Raw genomic sequence first — 16,534 nt, forward strand, 5'->3', positions numbered from 1 at the left:
GTTTTATGCCATAGTTTCTTATTTACTCCTTTGCAATTTTAACAAATCGGAAAATTGAGTTCTAAAGCTAATTCTTTCGATATTACACCTAAAGATTTCGCTATTAGTAAGTTACTCATAATAAGCAACTAAATCAAATCCCCAGCTTTGCCAAAAATCATTTTGCAAAGAAAGCAAAAATATTTTAATAAGCAGCAGCTCCTGCCGGAGATTTACCTTTAATTCTTCCAGACTTCATCAAACCATCGTAATGACGCATCAATAGATGACTTTCGATTTGTTGCAGAGTATCCAAAACAACACCTACTAAAATCAATAATGAAGTACCTCCAAAGAATTGTGCAAAACCACTATTAATACCAGCTAACATTGCAAAGGCAGGCATAATTGCAACCCAACCTAAGAATAATGATCCTGGTAAAGTGATTCGAGACATTACAGTATCTAAGAAGTCAACAGTTTTCTTACCTGGTTTAACACCTGGAATAAAACCACCGTTTTTCTTCATATCCTCAGCCATTTGCGTTGGATTAACTGTAATAGCCGTGTAAAAATAAGTGAACAGCACAATCATTACAAAGAACAAAGCATTGTAATAAAATCCTGTGTAGTTACTTAAAGCAGCAGCAACTCCTGATAATGAATCTGAACTCGCATAGTTCACAAATGCCATTGGCAAGAACATAATAGCCTGAGCAAAGATGATTGGCATAACACCAGCTGCATTCACTTTTAAAGGAATGTACTGACGAACACCACCATATTGCTTATTCCCAACAATACGCTTAGCATACTGTACCGGAATCTTTCTTGTACCCTGTACTAAAAGAATAGTAAGAGCAAAAACAACAAACAAAATTACGATTTCAAGAACTAGTAGAATTAATCCACCACCTTGTCCTTCTAATCTTGATCCAAGTTCAGCTACAAAGTTAAATGGTAAACGAGCAATAATACCAATCATGATGATGATAGAAATACCGTTTCCAATCCCTTTGTCTGTAATCTTTTCACCCAACCACATGATAAACATTGATCCGGCTGCAAGAATAGCCACTGAAGATGCTGTAAAGAAAGCGCCTTTCAAAATGAAAGCTTGTTCAGGCAATTGCGAATGTAGGTTTAATAAATATCCTGGTGCTTGAAGAATAAGAATAACGACGGTTAGGTAACGTGTAATCTGATTGATTTTACGTCGACCGCTCTCACCTTCACGTTGTAAACGCTGAAAGTAAGGTACAGCAATTCCCATTAACTGGATAACGATAGATGCAGAGATGTAAGGCATGATTCCTAGGGCAAAAATTGAGGCATTCGAAAATGCTCCGCCTGAAAACATATCTAACAAACCGAGTACTCCATCAGCAGTTTGAGATTTTAACGCGCCTAAGTGAGCTGGGTCTATCCCCGGCAACACTATCATGGTACCTAAACGGTAAACCAATAGAAGAGCTAAAGTTGTTAAGATTCTTGATCTTAAATCTTCAATCTTCCAGATGTTCTTCAATGTATCTATTAAACCTTTCATTATCTAATCTTACAATTTAACAACAGTTCCCTCTACTTTTTCAATCGCTGCTTGAGCTGATTTCGAGAACGCATGAGCTTTAACTTCAAGCTTAGCAGATAATACACCATTACCTAAAACTTTGACTTTGTCGTTTTTGCTACACATTCCTGCGTTAACTAAAACTTCTACATCAATTGTAGTAAGGTTGTTTTTCTCAGCTAATACTTGCAATACTTCAACATTAATAGCTTTGTATTCAACTCTATTAATGTTCTTAAATCCAAACTTAGGAACTCGACGTTGCAAAGGCATTTGACCACCTTCAAAACCAACTTTCTTCGAGTATCCAGATCTTGACTTTTGTCCTTTATGACCTTTGGTAGAGGTACCACCTCTACCAGATCCTTGACCGCGACCAATTCTTTTATTTGTCTTAACAGAGCCAGCTGCGGGTTTTAAGTTACTTAAGTCCATAATATATGTATGCTAAAATATTAACAATTATTATTCTTCAACGGTAACTAGGTGACTCACCTTTGCAACCATTCCTTTAATTTGAGGTGTAGCCTCATGCTCAACAGTACCATTGATCTTTTTCAATCCCAATGCTTCTAAAGTTTTCTTCTGGCGAGCGTTACTACCAATTTTACTCTTAACTTGGGTAATTTTAATCTTAGCCATTTCCTTTAGTTTAACCGTTAAACACTTTATCTAATGAAACACCTCTTTGATCAGCTACAGTATGTGCATCTCTTAGTTCTCCAAGAGCTTCAATAGTAGCTTTCACAAGGTTATGAGGGTTTGATGATCCTTTTGACTTTGCAAGTACATCAGTAACACCAACACTCTCAAGTACGGCACGCATTGCACCACCAGCTTTTACCCCGGTACCATGAGAAGCAGGCTTAATAAAAACCTCTGCTCCACCAAAACGTGCAAGTTGCTCGTGAGGAATAGTTCCTTTAAGTACTGGAACCTTAATCAAATTTTTCTTAGCAGCGTCAACACCTTTTGAGATAGCTGTAGTAACCTCGTTTGCTTTTCCAAGCCCCCAACCTACTAAACCATTCTCGTTTCCAACAACTACAATTGCTGAAAAGCTAAAAGTACGTCCACCTTTTGTTACCTTAGTAACACGATTAATTGCAACCAGTTTATCCTTAAGTTCTGCGTCGCTAGTCTTAATATTCTTATCTGCCATAATATTTAAAATTTAAGGCCACCTTTACGAGCAGCGTCCGCTAAAGATTTAATTCTACCATGGTATAAGTAACCATTTCTATCAAACACTACTTCAGAAATACCTGCAGTAGCAGCTTTCTCAGCAATTGCTTGCCCTACGAATTCTGCTTGCTCTGATTTATTACCATTCTTCTCAGCAATTTCTTTTACTAGAGATGAAATAGATAATATGGTTTTCCCAGTAACATCATCTATAATCTGTACTGAAATCTGCTTATTTGAACGAAAAACTGACATTCTTGGTCTTTCGGCAGTTCCAGAAATTGACTTACGAACTCTTCTTTTAATTCTAAGTCTTCTTTCGCGCTTAGTTAAAGCCATAATTTACTGTTTTAGAAATTATTTACCCGCAGATTTACCAGCTTTTCTTCTTAGCTGCTCTCCAACAAATTTAACACCTTTTCCTTTATACGGCTCAGGTTTTCTGAAAGAACGAATCTTTGCAGCAACCTGTCCAATCAATTGCTTATCGCAACTCTCAAGAGTAATAATTGGATTAGCACGCTTGTCAGTAACAGCAGTTACTTTAACTTCTGGTGCAATCTCCATATGAATCAAGTGAGAGAAACCTAGAGCCAACTCTAAGATCTGACCTTTAGAAGTCGCACGGTAACCTACACCTACAAGCTCTTGCTCAGTTTTGTACCCTTCAGTTACACCAACAACCATGTTGCTGATTAATGAACGATAAAGACCATGCATTGCTTTATGAGGCTTCTGATCCGTTGGACGCTCTAAAACGATAGAGTTTTCTTCAACAGTTACTTTGATTACAGGATTAACCTGTTGGGTTAATTCACCTTTAGGCCCTTTAACCACCACTGAATTATCTTTGTTTACCTTTACTTCAATTCCGGCAGGCAAAACGATAGGTAATTTTCCAATTCTTGACATTTCTTATCCTCCCTAAATTAGTAAACGAAACACAATACTTCACCACCAACGTGCTTTTGGCGTGCTTCCTTATCTGTCATTACTCCCTGAGAAGTAGAAAGGATAGCAATACCTAAACCGTTAAGTACGCGAGGTAATTCAGTAGCTCCACAATATTTTCTTAAACCTGGCTTAGAGACACGCTTAAGATCCTTAATTGCTGGAATCTTAGACTCTGGATGATATTTCAAAGCAATTTTAATTTTGCCTTGCAAACCATCATCCTCAAATTTGTAATTAAGGATATATCCTTTATCCTTAAGAATTTTTGTCATTTCCTTTTTTACGTTTGATGCAGGAATTTCAACCACTCTGTGGTTAGCCATAATTGCATTTCTTAAACGCGTAAGAAAATCTGCTATTGGATCTGTCATTTTTATAAAAAATTAAATTGATCCCGATTGCTCGGGACAATATTTAACAATAGTTCTTTTACAAACGTTGTTGGTTACCAACTTGCCTTCTTAACACCTGGGATTAATCCTGAATGAGCCATCTCACGGAAAGTGATACGACTTAAACCGAACTGTCTCATGTATCCCTTAGGACGACCAGTTAACTTACATCTGTTATGTAATCTAACAGGTGAAGAATTTTTAGGTAAACGACTAAGACCGATGTAGTCACCTTCCTCTTTTAATTTAGCTCTTTTAGCAGCGTACTTTTCTACTAACTTTTGACGCTTAACTTCGCGAGCTTTCATTGATTCTTTAGCCATCTTATTACTTTTTAATGTTTTTAAATGGTAATCCAAATTCTTTCAAAAGAGCGTAGGCTTCTTCATCGGTATTTGCTGAAGTAACAAAGGTAATATTCATACCCATAATCTTATTCACTTCATCAAGAATGATTTCAGGGAAAATGATTTGCTCTTCAATACCTAATGTATAGTTTCCACGTCCATCAAGCTTACTATTAATACCTTTGAAGTCACGTATACGTGGCAAAGCAACACGAATTAATTTCTCAAGAAATTCGTACATGCGCTCGCGGCGTAATGTAACAGTAGTACCAATTGGCATACCCTTACGTAACTTAAAGTTAGAAATATCTTTACTTGATAGAGTTGATACAGCTTTCTGTCCAGTGATTGAAGTTAATTCATTCAATGAGAACTCTAAAACTTTTTTGTCAGCAATTGCTTGTCCAACACCTTGATTAAGTACTATCTTCGTTAATCTAGGAACTTGCATTACAGATTTGTAGTTAAATTCCTTCACTAAAGCTGGAACAACTTCTTCTGTATACTGTTTTCTAAGAGATGGTATATAACTCATTACTTAATCTCCTCCCCTGACTTTTTAGCGTATCTAACTAATTTGTTATTGTCATTCAATTTTCTACCAATACGGGTCGCTGCCCCGGTAGAAGGATCCTTCACATTCAAATTTGAAATGTGAATAGGAGCCTCTTGCTTAATAATACCGCCTTGAGGGTTAGCTGCGTTAGGTTTAGTATGTTTAGACATCATGTTAACACCTTCAACGATCGCACGTTGCTTGTCAACAAGAACTTCTAATACTTTACCTTCCTGGCCTTTAGATTCCCCTGCGTTTACAATTACGGTATCACCCTTTTTAATATGTAACTTTTTTCGCATTGTTCTAAGTTTACAAGATTATAATACTTCTGGTGCTAGAGATACGATCTTCATGTTTGTTTCACGTAGTTCTCTTGCAACAGGTCCAAAAATACGGGTTCCTCTCATCTCTTCTGCTGTATTCAATAACACACAAGCATTATCGTCAAAGCGGATATAAGACCCATCATTTCTTCTAATCTCTTTTTTTACACGAACAACAACAGCTTTTGTTACTGTTCCTTTTTTCATTTCGGAACCTGGGATTGAGTTCTTAACGGTAACCACAATCTTATCGCCAATTGAGGCATAACGTTTCTTGGTTCCGCCTAACACACGGATACAAAGAACTTCTTTGGCTCCGCTGTTATCAGCTACTAATAGTCTACTTTCTGTTTGTATCATGATTACTTAGCTCTTTCAATAAGTTCAACTAATCTCCAAGTCTTATTTTTACTCAAAGGTCGGGTCTCCATGATCTTTACGGTATCACCTTCATTGCAGGTGTTTTCTTCGTCGTGAGCAGTATATTTCTTAGTCTTGTTCACGAACTTTCCGTAAATAGGGTGTTTTTCTTTAGTGTGAACTGCAACAGTAATGGTTTTATCCATTTTGTCGCTTACCACTACCCCGATACGTTCTTTTCTAAGGTTTCTTTCCATCACTTTTTTACTTTTCAGTTAATTGCCTCTGACGCTTTTCCGTCATTAATTTTGCAATATTACGTCTGGTTTCCTTGATTTGTAAAGGATTCTCCAAAGGTGAAATAGCGTGATTTAGGTTGAAGCGAGTTAATGCTGATCTTTCAGCGTCCAACTTTTCTACTATTTCCTGTGTTGTTAACTCTTTAATTTCCGAATTCTTCATGATTAATCATTTGAATTTTCAACATAATCACGTCTTACGACAAACTTTGTAGTAACAGGCAATTTTTGAGCAGCAAGACGTAAAGCCTCTTTTGCTACTTCAAAAGGTACACCTTCACACTCGAATAACATTCTTCCTGGTGAAACAGGAGCAACGAATCCTTCTGGTGAACCCTTACCTTTACCCATACGTACCTCTGCAGGCTTCTTAGTGATAGGCTTATCCGGGAATACTCTGATCCACAGTTGACCTTGTCTTTGCATATATCGGGTTACTGCAACACGAGCAGCTTCAATCTGGCGACCTGTTAACCACTTTGTTTCAAGTGATTTAATTCCAAAAGATCCGAATGCTAATTCAGTTCCGCGCTGTGCGTTACCTTTCATTCTTCCCTTTTGTTGTCTCCTAAATTTAGTCCTTTTTGGTTGTAACATCGTACTAATACATTAAAATTTAAAGACTACTTCTTTTTTCTTCTATTAAAACCTGATTTTCCACCTTTTGGTGCACGAGCATCGCGCAATCCAGCATTTGGAGTTAAATCTGGTTTCCCATAAATCTCACCTTTACAGATCCAAACTTTGATTCCTAGTAAGCCATAAGTTGTTAAAGCTTCAGCTAAACAGTAATCAATATTTGCTCTTAAAGTGTGAAGAGGAGTACGTCCTTCTTTATACATTTCAGAACGTGCCATCTCTGCTCCATTCAAACGGCCTGAGATTTGAATCTTAATTCCTTCAGCACCCATTCTCATTGTAGAAGCAATGGCCATCTTAGTTGCTCTTCTGTAGGCGATACGACCTTCAATTTGACGAGCAATATTATTAGCGACGATTACGGCATCCAACTCAGGACGCTTAATTTCAAAGATGTTAATTTGTACTTCTTTGTCAGTAATCTTCTTCAACTCTTCTTTCAACTTATCTACTTCCTGACCACCTTTACCGATAATAATACCAGGTCGTGCAGTGTTGATAGTAATAGTGATTAGTTTAAGAGTTCTTTCAATTATGATTTTAGAAATACTTGCTTTTGCTAAACGAGCATTTAGATACTTACGAAGTTTTGTATCTTCAACAAGCTTCTCACCGTAGTTTTTTCCACCAAACCAGTTAGAATCCCATCCTCTGATGATTCCTAGTCGATTCCCTATTGGATTTACTTTTTGTCCCATTCTAACTATTCTTTATTATCACTTTCGGCAGTTTTGCTACCAAGTAATATAGTTACATGATTTGATCTCTTTTTAATTCTATGTGCTCTTCCTTGAGGTGCAGGTCTTAGACGCTTAAGGATACGTGCAGAATCTACTGAAATTTCTTTCACATATAGTGCACTTTCCTCTAGTCTTTGTCCTTCATTCTTAGCTTGCCAGTTGGCAATAGCAGAAAGCAATAGTTTTTCTACGCGAGTTGATGCTTCTTTTGGACTGAAACGAAGTACATCTAAAGCTCGGTTCACCTCCATACCTCTTACCATATCGGCAACAAGGCGCATTTTGCGGGGCGAAGTAGGAACATTCTTTAAGCTAGCAAATGCTTTGCTTAAATTTTGCTCCTTTATTTGGTTTGCTTTTATTCTTTTTCTAGCTCCCATTTCTATGAATTCAAAATGTTAATTAAAACCAACGTCACGCTTAACGTTTTTTCTTATCAGCGTGACCTCTAAAGGTACGAGTTGGCGCAAATTCTCCTAGTTTATGACCTACCATATTTTCAGTAACATATACTGGGATGAATTTATTTCCGTTGTGAACGGCAATCGTGTGGCCTACGAAATCTGGAGAGATCATAGAACGACGTGACCAGGTTTTAATCACTGATTTTTTACCTGACTCGTTTTGTTCTACTACTCTTTTATCCAATTTGAAATCGATAAAAGGGCCTTTTTTTAATGAACGACTCATAACAACTTAGTTAATCAAATTATTTTTTCCTTCTTTCAACGATATACTTATTAGAAGCATTCTTCTTAGCTCTGGTTTTGAAACCTTTTGCCAAGACTCCTGTTCTAGAGCGTGGATGTCCACCTGAAGATTTACCTTCACCACCACCCATTGGGTGATCAACTGGATTCATCACTACACCACGAACACGAGGTCTTCTACCTAACCAGCGAGTACGACCAGCTTTACCACTTCTTTCTAGAGCGTGATCGCTATTAGAAACAGTACCGATTGTAGCTTTACAGGTAACAAGAATCATTCTAACTTCTCCCGAAGGCAATTTGATCATTGCATATTTCCCATCACGTGAAACGAGTTGAGCATATGCACCAGCACTACGAGCCATCACAGCACCTTGAGAGGGTCTTAATTCAATATTATGAACTATTGTACCTAATGGGATATCTGATAATGGCATTGCATTTCCGATCTCTGGAGCAACGTTTCTACCAGAAACAAGTGTTTGATCTACCTCTAAACCATTTGGAGCAATAATGTAACGCTTCTCACCATCTGCATACACAAGCAAAGCAATGCGCGCAGTACGGTTTGGATCGTACTCTATTGATACAACTTTGGCAGGGATAGTATCCTTGTCTCTTTTGAAATCGATTACTCGATATCTTCTTTTGTGACCACCACCTATATATCTCATTGTCATTTTACCGGAGTTATTTCTACCACCGGTTTTTTTCATTGGTCTTAACAATGATTTCTCAGGTTTGTCTGTAGTTACCTGTTCAAAGGTATTTAAGATCTTATTTCTTTGACCAGGAGTTACAGGTTTTAATTTACGTACAGCCATTTTCTAATTAAATATTGCTATAAAAATCTATGTTATCTCCTTCAACTAAAGTTATAATCGCTTTCTTAAAAGAAGCAGTTCTTCCTTCAATTGCACCAGCTTTAGTAAAACGGCTTTTCTTCTTACCTTGATAATTCATGGTATTAACTGCCGCAACCTTAACGTTGTACATTTTCTCAACTGCTTTCTTAATATCGATCTTTGTCGCTCTACGATCAACAACGAAACCTACGCGATTTAATTTTTCGCTTAGGTCAGTCATTTTCTCGGTAACGAGGGGCTTTAATAAAATTTCCATTTTTTTAAACTTAGTTTAGTTTAAACATTTCATTGAGCCCATTAACCGAACTCTCAACGAATAACAAAGTTGAAGCTTTCATAATGTCATAAGTTGCTAAGTCAGAAACACGCACAACTTCAACATTCTTCAAATTACGAGACGACAAATATATGTTTTTATTCTCTTCGTTTAAAACCAAAAGTACTTTTTTATCAGCTACTTTCAGATTATTTTGAAGATCAACAAACAATTTTGTCTTTACTGCTTCAAAATTGAAATCTTCAACAACAACTAAAGCGTTGTTTTTAGCCTTAACTGACAATGCAGATTTACGAGCTAATTGCTTAAGTTTTCTGTTCAATTTGAAACTGTAGTTTCTTGGACGTGGTCCGAAACAACGTCCACCACCACGAAATAAAGGAGACTTGATACTACCCGCACGAGCTGTACCAGTACCTTTTTGCTTTTTAATTTTTGCAGTTGAACCAGAAATATCAGCTCTCTCTTTTGACTTGTGAGTTCCCTGACGTTGGTTTGCTAAAAATTGTTTTACATCTAAGTAAATAGCGTGCTCATTTGGTTCGATGCCGAAAACTGAATCTTGCAACTCAATTTTTCTTCCTGTATCTTCTCCAGCTGTGTTTAAAATAGTTAATTCCATTACTTTTCAATAATTACGTATGAACCTTTAGACCCTGGAAGAGATCCTTTAACTAATAATAAGTTGTTCTCAGGAATTACCTTAAGAACCTGAAGGTTTTGAACCTTCACAGTGTCCCCACCAGTACGTCCGGCCATTCTCATGCCCTTAAATACTCTTGCTGGGTAAGATGCAGCACCAATAGAACCAGGTGCACGTAAACGATTATGCTGACCGTGTGTCGCGCCACCTACTCCGCCAAAACCATGACGTTTTACAACACCTTGGAAACCTTTACCCTTTGATACCCCTGCAACGTCCACATAAACTGTGTCCTCAAAAATATCAACAGTAACAGCCTCACCTAAAGCATACTCTTTGTCAAAATCCGAAAATTCAACAAGTTTCTTCTTTGGAGTTGTGTTTGCCTTTTTAAAGTGCCCATCTAGCGCCTTAGTTGTTCGCTTTTCTTTCTTTTCATCAAAAGCCAACTGAAGTGCTGCGTAACCGTCAGACTCAAGAGTCTTAACTTGTGTTACGACACATGGACCTGCCTCAATGACAGTGCATGGAATACATTTTCCCTCGGCACTGTAAACGGAAGTCATTCCGATTTTTTTTCCAATTAATCCTGGCATTTCTCTTTTTGTTTTAAAATAAAACTAACAATTACTGTCTATCAAACCTTAATTTCAACTTCTACTCCACTTGGCAACTCAAGTTTCATTAAAGCATCAATCGTATTTGCAGTTGAACTGTAAATGTCAATTAAACGCTTAAATGAAGAAAGCTGAAATTGTTCTCTTGATTTCTTGTTCACAAAAGTTGAACGAAGAACAGTAAATATTCTCTTGTGAGTAGGAAGTGGAATTGGTCCACTTACTACCGCACCTGTAGCCTTAACTGTTTTTACAATCTTATCAGCTGACTTGTCAACCAAGTTGTGATCGTAAGATTTCAGTTTAATTCTAATTTTCTGGCTCATATTATTAAATCTATTACGATATTAATTACAATAATTCTACTTTACCCTTAGCGGCTTCTACAACCTCTTTTGCAATTCCCTTAGGTACATCTTCAAAATGTGAGAATTCCATAGAAGAGTTCGCACGACCAGAAGATAGAGTTCTCAATACAGTTACATAACCGAATTGCTCAGACAAAGGTACCTTCGCGTTTACAACACGAGCACCATGCTTAGACTCCATTCCTTCGATCTGACCACGACGCTTATTCAAGTCACCGATGATATCACCCATATATTCTTCTGGAGTAACAACTTCAACTTTCATAATAGGCTCAAGAACGATTGGTCCTGCCTTAGCACAAGCTTCTTTGAAACCTTGCTTAGCAGCCAACTCAAATGATAATTGATCCGAGTCAACCGGGTGGAAAGATCCATCATACAAAACAACTTTCAATGAATCGACAACATAACCTGCCAATACACCGTTTTTCATTGCTTCAATAAAACCTTTCTGTACAGATGGTACAAATTCTTTTGGAATGTTACCACCTTTAATTTGGTCAATAAACTGTAATCCTTCTCCTTCGAAATCTTCATCAACCGGAGATAAACGGAATTGAATATCAGCAAATTTACCACGTCCACCAGACTGCTTCTTGAATACCTGACGGTGCTCAACTTCGCGAGTAATAGCTTCCTTATATGAAACCTGAGGCGCACCTTGGTTACACTCAACCTTGAATTCACGCTTCAAACGGTCAATAATAATATCAAGGTGAAGCTCACCCATACCAGAGATTACTGTTTGACCTGAATCTTCGTCAGACTTAACCTGGAATGTAGGATCCTCTTCAGCTAGTTTAGCTAAAGCCATACCCATCTTATCCACATCTTTCTGAGTCAAAGGCTCAACAGCAATACCAATTACTGGATCTGGGAAATCCATAGATTCTAATTCGATTGGAGTTTCTTTTTGACAAAGAGTATCTCCAGTACGAATATCTTTAAAACCTACACAAGCACAAATATCACCAGCCTCAACACGGTCGATAGCATTTTGCTTGTTTGAATGCATTTGATATAAACGTGAAATACGCTCTTTGTTACCTGTTCTTACGTTATAAACGTATGAACCTGCATCAATAGCACCTGAATACACACGTGTAAATGCCAAACGACCTACAAATGGGTCAGTAGCAATTTTAAATGCAAGTGCTGCTAAAGGCTCATCAACCGATGGTTGTCTAGAAGCAACTTCGTTAGTTCCAGGAACAGTACCTTCAATAGCATCAATATCTAATGGATGTGGCAAGTAAGTAATCATAGCATCCAATAATCTCTGAACACCTTTATTCTTAAATGCAGAACCACATAACATTGGAACAATTTCCATGCTAATAGTAGCCTTACGGATAACCGCATACATCTCATCTTCAGTAATAGAATCTGGATCTTCGAAGAAACGCTCCATCAGCTCTTCATCCTGCTCAGCTACTGCCTCTACAAGATTAGCTCTCCACTCTTCAGCTTCTTCTTTAAGATCAGCTGGAATTTCTTCCATTCTGTAGTTTGTTCCACTCTCATCTTCGAACCAGATACAAGCTTGCATTGTAATCAAATCAACTACACCACAAAACTTCTCTTCTGTTCCGATTGGAATTTGAATAGGTACAGGATTAGCACCAAGCTTTTCCTTAACCTCACGTACAGCTTTGAAAAAATCAGCACCAGAACGGTCCATCTTGTTCACAAAACCCATACGAGGAACTTTATATTTATTAGCTTGTCTCCAAACTGTCTCAGATTGAGCTTCAACTCCACCTACAGCACAAAAACATGCTACAGCACCATCAAGAACACGTAAAGAACGCTCTACCTCTACAGTAAAGTCAACGTGACCCGGGGTATCAATAATATTGATTTGGAATTTCTCGTCATTGTAGTTCCAATAACAAGTTGTAGCAGCAGAAGTAATGGTAATACCACGCTCTTGCTCTTGCTCCATCCAGTCCATGGTAGCAGCTCCATCATGCACCTCACCAATTTTGTGAGAAACACCAGTATAATACAAGATACGTTCTGTAGTTGTAGTTTTACCAGCATCGATGTGAGCCATAATACCAACATTTCTGGTATATTTTAAATCTCTTTTTGCCATGATCCTAATTATTAAAATCTGAAATGAGCAAAAGCACGGTTAGCCTCAGCCATTCTATGTGTATCTTCTTTCTTCTTATAAGCACCACCTTCTTCGTTGAATCCAGCAATAATTTCAGCTGCCAACTTATCGGCCATAGACTTACCAGATCTCTTACGAGCAAAAAGAACCATATTCTTAATAGAGATAGAAACTTTTCTTTCTGGACGAATTTCCATTGGAACTTGGAAAGTTGCTCCACCTACACGGCGAGACTTAACTTCAACACCTGGAGTAATATTCTCCAATGATTTTTTCCAAACTTCTAAAGGAGACTTCCCTGTTTTTTCAGTTTTTTCCTTAACGATTTCTAACGCTGCATAAAAAATCTTAAATGATAGATTTTTCTTTCCGTCAACCATTAAGTCATTTACAAATCGTGTTACCAACACATCATTAAATTTTGGATCCGGTAACAAGATTCTCTTTTTTGGTCTTGATTTTCTCATCTTTCTTAGTTTACGAGTTATCCGTTGTAGCTGCCTTTTTCAGTCTTCAAAAATCTCACGATCATTTACTCAACTTAATAGAGAACAACACATAAACATTAACTCACAGTTTTAAAAACTAGAATTAATTACTTTTTAGCTTTTGGTCTCTTAGTACCATACTTAGAACGACGCTGCATACGACCTTCTACTCCTGAAGCATCTAGTGCACCACGAACAAGGTGATATCTTACACCTGGAAGGTCCTTAACACGACCACCACGAATCAATACGATCGAGTGCTCTTGCAAGTTATGTCCTTCTCCTGGAATGTAAGCATTCACTTCTTTTCCGTTTGTCAATCTAACACGAGCTACTTTACGCATAGCTGAGTTAGGCTTCTTAGGTGTAGTAGTGTAAACACGAACACAAACTCCTCTTCTCTGAGGACAAGAATCCAAGGCTGGAGCCTTGCTTTTCTCTACAAGTTTGGTGCGTCCTTTTCTAACTAACTGTTGAATTGTAGGCATATTAACAATTACTTTGTGATTAAATATATTTTAACAAATTGGTTGCAAAGGTATTAATTATTTCACAAAAACAGCAACTCAACTCTGTGTTTTTGCAAAATCCCCTTGAAATCAGCGCACAAAGATAGGAAAAGAGTTTAGAAAAGACAAGTTATTATCTGTCAAAAAATTAAGTGATTTTATTTTTCTTGAAACACAATCTTAAAACCCGCCAAAAACAAAGGAGTAAAATCAAAAATACGGCAATTAATTCAACAAGTTAAATACTAAACTTGCTCATTTTCTAATGTATATTGCATCTAACTAAAAAGTTAATTAATTTGGAGAACCTTATAAGCCAAAATGGAACTTATGATCCATTTTAATAGATAATGTACAATTTTTTAACCCAATAAAAATTTCGAGTATGAAAGTTTATCAATCTAATGAAATTAAAAACATCGCGCTCATTGGCAATGCCGGCTCGGGTAAAACGACCCTAGCTGAAGCAATGTTATTTGAAGGCGGTGTTATTAGTAGACGCGGAAACGTGGATGATAATAACACCGTTTCTGATTACAACCCGGTAGAGCACGAGCATGGCAATTCTGTTTTCTCAACAGTTTTGTACACAGAATGGTTAGGAAAGAAAATCAATTTTATCGACACGCCAGGTGCTGAAGATTTCGCAGGTGGTGTTATTTCTGCCCTAAATGTGGTTGATACCGGTTTGATGCTAATTAATGCTCAACACGGTGTTGAAGTAGGAACTGAGATTCTTGGTAGAAGAGCGACTAAGAGAAACAAACCTTTGATCTTTGTTGTAAATCACCTCGATCATGAAAAAGCTAATTTCGAGCAAAGTATCGAATCTGCTAAGGTAAGCTTTGGTAACAAGGTTGCTATTGTTCAGTATCCTGTAAATGCTGGAAATGGTTTCGATGCCGTTGTTGATGTTTTAAAAATGAAAATGTATAAGTGGGGTCCTGAAGGCGGGAAACCAGAAATACTTGACATCCCGGAGTCTGAGTCAGAAAAGGCAAATGAACTACACAACGAACTTGTTGAAGCAGCAGCTGAAAATGATGAAGCTTTAATGGAACTTTATTTCGATAAAGGAAGTTTGACTGAGGATGAGATGAGAGAAGGAATGAGAAAAGGGATGACAGCTTGTGATCTATATCCTGTTTTCTGTATTTCTGCAAAAAAAGATATGGGTGTTCGACGCCTAATGGAATTTATTGGTAATATCGTACCATTCGTAACAGAGATGCCTGCCATTCCTACCGTAAGCGGACGTGAAGCAAAATGTGATGCGAATGCTCCGACTTCCTTATTTGTATTTAAAACATCTATTGAACCACATATTGGTGAAGTCAATTACTTCAAAGTAATATCTGGTAAAATTAAGGAAGGTGATGATTTAACGAATATTAATAATGGCACAAAAGAACGTCTTTCTCAGCTATATGCTGTTGCAGGTCGTCATCGTGAAAAAGTTTCAGAACTTGTAGCGGGTGATATTGGTGCTACCGTAAAACTTAAAAATACAAAGAACAATCATACTTTAAACTGTAAGGATTGTGACTTTATATATAAGGATATTGATTTCCCTGAACCAAAGTACAGAACTGCTGTTAATGCACTTGACGAAGCAGACGATGAGCGCTTAGGAGAATTACTTCACAGAATGCACGAAGAAGATCCTACGATTATAATTGAGTACTCGAAAGAACTTAAACAAATACTTCTTCATAGTCAGGGTGAATTCCACTTAAATACGCTTAAGTGGCGATTGAAGCATAATGACAAAATGGAGATTGAATTTAAATCGCCTAAAATACCATATCGCGAAACAATTACCAAACAGGCTGCTGCTGATTATCGCCACAAAAAACAATCAGGTGGTTCGGGGCAGTTTGGTGAAGTTCATTTAATTATCGAACCTTATTATGAGGGGATTCCAGACCCTACATCATTTAAAGTAGACGGAAAAGAATTTAAGGTGAACCTTAGAGGCACAGAAGTTGTCGATCTTGAATGGGGTGGTAAATTGGTCTTCTGCAATTGTATTGTAGGTGGAGTTATCGATACCCGTTTCCTACCAGCAATTATGAAAGGTATCATGGAAAAAATGGATGAAGGTCCTTTGACAGGTTCATACGCTCGTGATATTCGCGTTACAGTTTACGACGGTAAAATGCACGCCGTAGATTCAAATGAAATCTCATTTAAACTTGCAGGTCGCCATGCCTTTAGTGAAGCTTTTAAAAATGCTGCTCCTAAGATTCTAGAGCCAATTTATGATATTGAAATTCTGGTTCCTGAGGATAGAATGGGTGATGTGATGAGTGATCTTCAAACTCGCCGTGCTATGATTATGGGAATGGAAGCTGAGAAAGGATTCCAGAAGATTTTAGCTAAGGTGCCTCTTAAAGAGATGGATCGTTATTCAACTTCCTTAAGTTCATTAACGGGTGGACGAGCTCAATTCTCAATGAAGTTTGCAGAGTACGACAAAGTACCTAATGATGTTCAAGTAGAATTACTAGCTTCTTACGAAGAAGAGACTGCTGAAGTATAAAAATAAAAAAGGCCTCTATTCAAAATTGAGGCCTTTTTTTATATTCGT

26 protein-coding genes are annotated in these 16,534 nt (G+C 37.5%); 1 reads left to right on the forward strand and 25 read right to left on the reverse strand.

Annotation, left to right across the window (positions count from 1 at the left end):
* Positions 1-184 precede the first annotated feature (184 nt).
* The 25 genes from secY to rpsL all read right to left on the reverse strand — a co-directional run bounded on the left by secY (position 185) and on the right by rpsL (position 13,923).
* The gene (secY, locus tag L3049_RS09005) at positions 185-1,528 is read right to left on the reverse strand and encodes a preprotein translocase subunit SecY (protein WP_275109474.1); all 1,344 of its coding nucleotides are present in this window, start codon (positions 1,526-1,528) and stop codon (positions 185-187) included.
* A gap of 9 nt (positions 1,529-1,537) precedes the next feature.
* On the reverse strand, positions 1,538-1,984 hold the full coding sequence (gene rplO, locus L3049_RS09010) for a 50S ribosomal protein L15 (protein WP_275109475.1): 447 nt from the start codon (positions 1,982-1,984) through the stop codon (positions 1,538-1,540).
* A gap of 30 nt (positions 1,985-2,014) precedes the next feature.
* A complete protein-coding gene (gene rpmD, locus L3049_RS09015; RefSeq protein ID WP_275109476.1) occupies positions 2,015-2,191 on the reverse strand; it encodes a 50S ribosomal protein L30 in 177 nt (58 codons plus the stop codon).
* A gap of 10 nt (positions 2,192-2,201) precedes the next feature.
* Positions 2,202-2,711, reverse strand: coding sequence for a 30S ribosomal protein S5 (gene rpsE / locus L3049_RS09020; RefSeq protein WP_275109477.1), 510 nt, complete (start codon positions 2,709-2,711; stop codon positions 2,202-2,204).
* Positions 2,712-2,716: 5 nt separating this feature from the next.
* Entirely contained in the window at positions 2,717-3,073 is a 357-nt protein-coding gene (gene rplR / locus L3049_RS09025; RefSeq protein WP_275109478.1) for a 50S ribosomal protein L18, read from the reverse strand.
* An 18-nt stretch (positions 3,074-3,091) separates the two neighbouring features.
* Complete coding sequence (gene rplF / locus L3049_RS09030) at positions 3,092-3,646, reverse strand: 50S ribosomal protein L6 (RefSeq protein ID WP_275109479.1); 555 nt, start codon at positions 3,644-3,646, stop codon at positions 3,092-3,094.
* Between the two features lie 17 nt (positions 3,647-3,663).
* Positions 3,664-4,059: a 30S ribosomal protein S8 gene (rpsH, locus tag L3049_RS09035; protein WP_425440813.1), complete on the reverse strand. Its 396-nt coding sequence runs from the start codon at positions 4,057-4,059 to the stop codon at positions 3,664-3,666.
* Between the two features lie 74 nt (positions 4,060-4,133).
* Positions 4,134-4,403 carry a 30S ribosomal protein S14 gene (gene rpsN, locus L3049_RS09040; protein ID WP_275109480.1) on the reverse strand — a complete coding sequence of 90 codons (270 nt, stop codon included), beginning with the start codon at positions 4,401-4,403 and terminating at the stop codon, positions 4,134-4,136.
* 4 nt (positions 4,404-4,407) lie between these two features.
* Entirely contained in the window at positions 4,408-4,962 is a 555-nt protein-coding gene (rplE, locus tag L3049_RS09045; protein WP_275109481.1) for a 50S ribosomal protein L5, read from the reverse strand.
* Positions 4,962-5,285 (reverse strand): 50S ribosomal protein L24, encoded by a 324-nt coding sequence (rplX, locus tag L3049_RS09050; RefSeq protein ID WP_275109482.1) that lies wholly within the window; start codon positions 5,283-5,285, stop codon positions 4,962-4,964. Before rplX ends, rplE begins: the two co-directional genes overlap by 1 nt.
* Positions 5,286-5,303: 18 nt before the next feature.
* Positions 5,304-5,669, reverse strand: coding sequence for a 50S ribosomal protein L14 (rplN, locus tag L3049_RS09055; RefSeq protein WP_275109483.1), 366 nt, complete (start codon positions 5,667-5,669; stop codon positions 5,304-5,306).
* Positions 5,670-5,671: 2 nt separating this feature from the next.
* Positions 5,672-5,926, reverse strand: coding sequence for a 30S ribosomal protein S17 (rpsQ, locus tag L3049_RS09060; protein ID WP_125030243.1), 255 nt, complete (start codon positions 5,924-5,926; stop codon positions 5,672-5,674).
* A gap of 7 nt (positions 5,927-5,933) precedes the next feature.
* Positions 5,934-6,131: a 50S ribosomal protein L29 gene (gene rpmC / locus L3049_RS09065; RefSeq protein ID WP_275109484.1), complete on the reverse strand. Its 198-nt coding sequence runs from the start codon at positions 6,129-6,131 to the stop codon at positions 5,934-5,936.
* A 2-nt stretch (positions 6,132-6,133) separates the two neighbouring features.
* The gene (rplP, locus tag L3049_RS09070) at positions 6,134-6,565 is read right to left on the reverse strand and encodes a 50S ribosomal protein L16 (protein WP_275109485.1); all 432 of its coding nucleotides are present in this window, start codon (positions 6,563-6,565) and stop codon (positions 6,134-6,136) included.
* 26 nt (positions 6,566-6,591) lie between these two features.
* Positions 6,592-7,305, reverse strand: a complete 714-nt coding sequence (gene rpsC / locus L3049_RS09075) for a 30S ribosomal protein S3 (RefSeq protein ID WP_275109486.1) — start codon at positions 7,303-7,305, stop codon at positions 6,592-6,594.
* A 5-nt stretch (positions 7,306-7,310) separates the two neighbouring features.
* Positions 7,311-7,727: a 50S ribosomal protein L22 gene (rplV, locus tag L3049_RS09080; RefSeq protein ID WP_275109487.1), complete on the reverse strand. Its 417-nt coding sequence runs from the start codon at positions 7,725-7,727 to the stop codon at positions 7,311-7,313.
* Positions 7,728-7,767: 40 nt separating this feature from the next.
* A complete protein-coding gene (gene rpsS, locus L3049_RS09085; protein ID WP_130307110.1) occupies positions 7,768-8,037 on the reverse strand; it encodes a 30S ribosomal protein S19 in 270 nt (89 codons plus the stop codon).
* A gap of 19 nt (positions 8,038-8,056) precedes the next feature.
* Positions 8,057-8,881, reverse strand: coding sequence for a 50S ribosomal protein L2 (rplB, locus tag L3049_RS09090; RefSeq protein ID WP_275109488.1), 825 nt, complete (start codon positions 8,879-8,881; stop codon positions 8,057-8,059).
* 7 nt (positions 8,882-8,888) lie between these two features.
* Complete coding sequence (gene rplW, locus L3049_RS09095) at positions 8,889-9,179, reverse strand: 50S ribosomal protein L23 (protein ID WP_130307112.1); 291 nt, start codon at positions 9,177-9,179, stop codon at positions 8,889-8,891.
* A 10-nt stretch (positions 9,180-9,189) separates the two neighbouring features.
* Entirely contained in the window at positions 9,190-9,822 is a 633-nt protein-coding gene (rplD, locus tag L3049_RS09100) for a 50S ribosomal protein L4 (protein WP_275109489.1), read from the reverse strand.
* Positions 9,822-10,439 (reverse strand): 50S ribosomal protein L3, encoded by a 618-nt coding sequence (rplC, locus tag L3049_RS09105; RefSeq protein ID WP_275109490.1) that lies wholly within the window; start codon positions 10,437-10,439, stop codon positions 9,822-9,824. Before rplC ends, rplD begins: the two co-directional genes overlap by 1 nt.
* 41 nt (positions 10,440-10,480) lie before the next feature.
* Positions 10,481-10,786: a 30S ribosomal protein S10 gene (gene rpsJ, locus L3049_RS09110; protein WP_275109491.1), complete on the reverse strand. Its 306-nt coding sequence runs from the start codon at positions 10,784-10,786 to the stop codon at positions 10,481-10,483.
* A 25-nt stretch (positions 10,787-10,811) separates the two neighbouring features.
* Positions 10,812-12,926 (reverse strand): elongation factor G, encoded by a 2,115-nt coding sequence (gene fusA / locus L3049_RS09115; RefSeq protein WP_275109492.1) that lies wholly within the window; start codon positions 12,924-12,926, stop codon positions 10,812-10,814.
* Between the two features lie 11 nt (positions 12,927-12,937).
* On the reverse strand, positions 12,938-13,414 hold the full coding sequence (gene rpsG, locus L3049_RS09120) for a 30S ribosomal protein S7 (RefSeq protein ID WP_275109493.1): 477 nt from the start codon (positions 13,412-13,414) through the stop codon (positions 12,938-12,940).
* Between the two features lie 128 nt (positions 13,415-13,542).
* Entirely contained in the window at positions 13,543-13,923 is a 381-nt protein-coding gene (gene rpsL, locus L3049_RS09125; protein ID WP_129252875.1) for a 30S ribosomal protein S12, read from the reverse strand.
* 406 nt (positions 13,924-14,329) lie between these two features.
* Here rpsL and L3049_RS09130 point away from each other — a divergent pair, with 406 nt between their 5' ends.
* Positions 14,330-16,486 carry an elongation factor G gene (locus L3049_RS09130; RefSeq protein ID WP_275109494.1) on the forward strand — a complete coding sequence of 719 codons (2,157 nt, stop codon included), beginning with the start codon at positions 14,330-14,332 and terminating at the stop codon, positions 16,484-16,486.
* Positions 16,487-16,534 lie beyond the last annotated feature (48 nt).

Source organism: Labilibaculum sp. DW002 (assembly GCF_029029525.1).
GTDB lineage: Bacteria > Bacteroidota > Bacteroidia > Bacteroidales > Marinifilaceae > Paralabilibaculum > Paralabilibaculum antarcticum.

Coding starts and splice junctions, on each gene's coding strand:
- secY (WP_275109474.1), bottom strand. CDS start 1,528: ATGAAAGGTTTAATAGATACATTGAAGAACATCTGGAAGATTGAAGAT.
- rplO (WP_275109475.1), bottom strand. CDS start 1,984: ATGGACTTAAGTAACTTAAAACCCGCAGCTGGCTCTGTTAAGACAAAT.
- rpmD (WP_275109476.1), bottom strand. CDS start 2,191: ATGGCTAAGATTAAAATTACCCAAGTTAAGAGTAAAATTGGTAGTAAC.
- rpsE (WP_275109477.1), bottom strand. CDS start 2,711: ATGGCAGATAAGAATATTAAGACTAGCGACGCAGAACTTAAGGATAAA.
- rplR (WP_275109478.1), bottom strand. CDS start 3,073: ATGGCTTTAACTAAGCGCGAAAGAAGACTTAGAATTAAAAGAAGAGTT.
- rplF (WP_275109479.1), bottom strand. CDS start 3,646: ATGTCAAGAATTGGAAAATTACCTATCGTTTTGCCTGCCGGAATTGAA.
- rpsH (WP_425440813.1), bottom strand. CDS start 4,059: ATGACAGATCCAATAGCAGATTTTCTTACGCGTTTAAGAAATGCAATT.
- rpsN (WP_275109480.1), bottom strand. CDS start 4,403: ATGGCTAAAGAATCAATGAAAGCTCGCGAAGTTAAGCGTCAAAAGTTA.
- rplE (WP_275109481.1), bottom strand. CDS start 4,962: ATGAGTTATATACCATCTCTTAGAAAACAGTATACAGAAGAAGTTGTT.
- rplX (WP_275109482.1), bottom strand. CDS start 5,285: ATGCGAAAAAAGTTACATATTAAAAAGGGTGATACCGTAATTGTAAAC.
- rplN (WP_275109483.1), bottom strand. CDS start 5,669: ATGATACAAACAGAAAGTAGACTATTAGTAGCTGATAACAGCGGAGCC.
- rpsQ (WP_125030243.1), bottom strand. CDS start 5,926: ATGGAAAGAAACCTTAGAAAAGAACGTATCGGGGTAGTGGTAAGCGAC.
- rpmC (WP_275109484.1), bottom strand. CDS start 6,131: ATGAAGAATTCGGAAATTAAAGAGTTAACAACACAGGAAATAGTAGAA.
- rplP (WP_275109485.1), bottom strand. CDS start 6,565: ATGTTACAACCAAAAAGGACTAAATTTAGGAGACAACAAAAGGGAAGA.
- rpsC (WP_275109486.1), bottom strand. CDS start 7,305: ATGGGACAAAAAGTAAATCCAATAGGGAATCGACTAGGAATCATCAGA.
- rplV (WP_275109487.1), bottom strand. CDS start 7,727: ATGGGAGCTAGAAAAAGAATAAAAGCAAACCAAATAAAGGAGCAAAAT.
- rpsS (WP_130307110.1), bottom strand. CDS start 8,037: ATGAGTCGTTCATTAAAAAAAGGCCCTTTTATCGATTTCAAATTGGAT.
- rplB (WP_275109488.1), bottom strand. CDS start 8,881: ATGGCTGTACGTAAATTAAAACCTGTAACTCCTGGTCAAAGAAATAAG.
- rplW (WP_130307112.1), bottom strand. CDS start 9,179: ATGGAAATTTTATTAAAGCCCCTCGTTACCGAGAAAATGACTGACCTA.
- rplD (WP_275109489.1), bottom strand. CDS start 9,822: ATGGAATTAACTATTTTAAACACAGCTGGAGAAGATACAGGAAGAAAA.
- rplC (WP_275109490.1), bottom strand. CDS start 10,439: ATGCCAGGATTAATTGGAAAAAAAATCGGAATGACTTCCGTTTACAGT.
- rpsJ (WP_275109491.1), bottom strand. CDS start 10,786: ATGAGCCAGAAAATTAGAATTAAACTGAAATCTTACGATCACAACTTG.
- fusA (WP_275109492.1), bottom strand. CDS start 12,926: ATGGCAAAAAGAGATTTAAAATATACCAGAAATGTTGGTATTATGGCT.
- rpsG (WP_275109493.1), bottom strand. CDS start 13,414: ATGAGAAAATCAAGACCAAAAAAGAGAATCTTGTTACCGGATCCAAAA.
- rpsL (WP_129252875.1), bottom strand. CDS start 13,923: ATGCCTACAATTCAACAGTTAGTTAGAAAAGGACGCACCAAACTTGTA.
- L3049_RS09130 (WP_275109494.1), top strand. CDS start 14,330: ATGAAAGTTTATCAATCTAATGAAATTAAAAACATCGCGCTCATTGGC.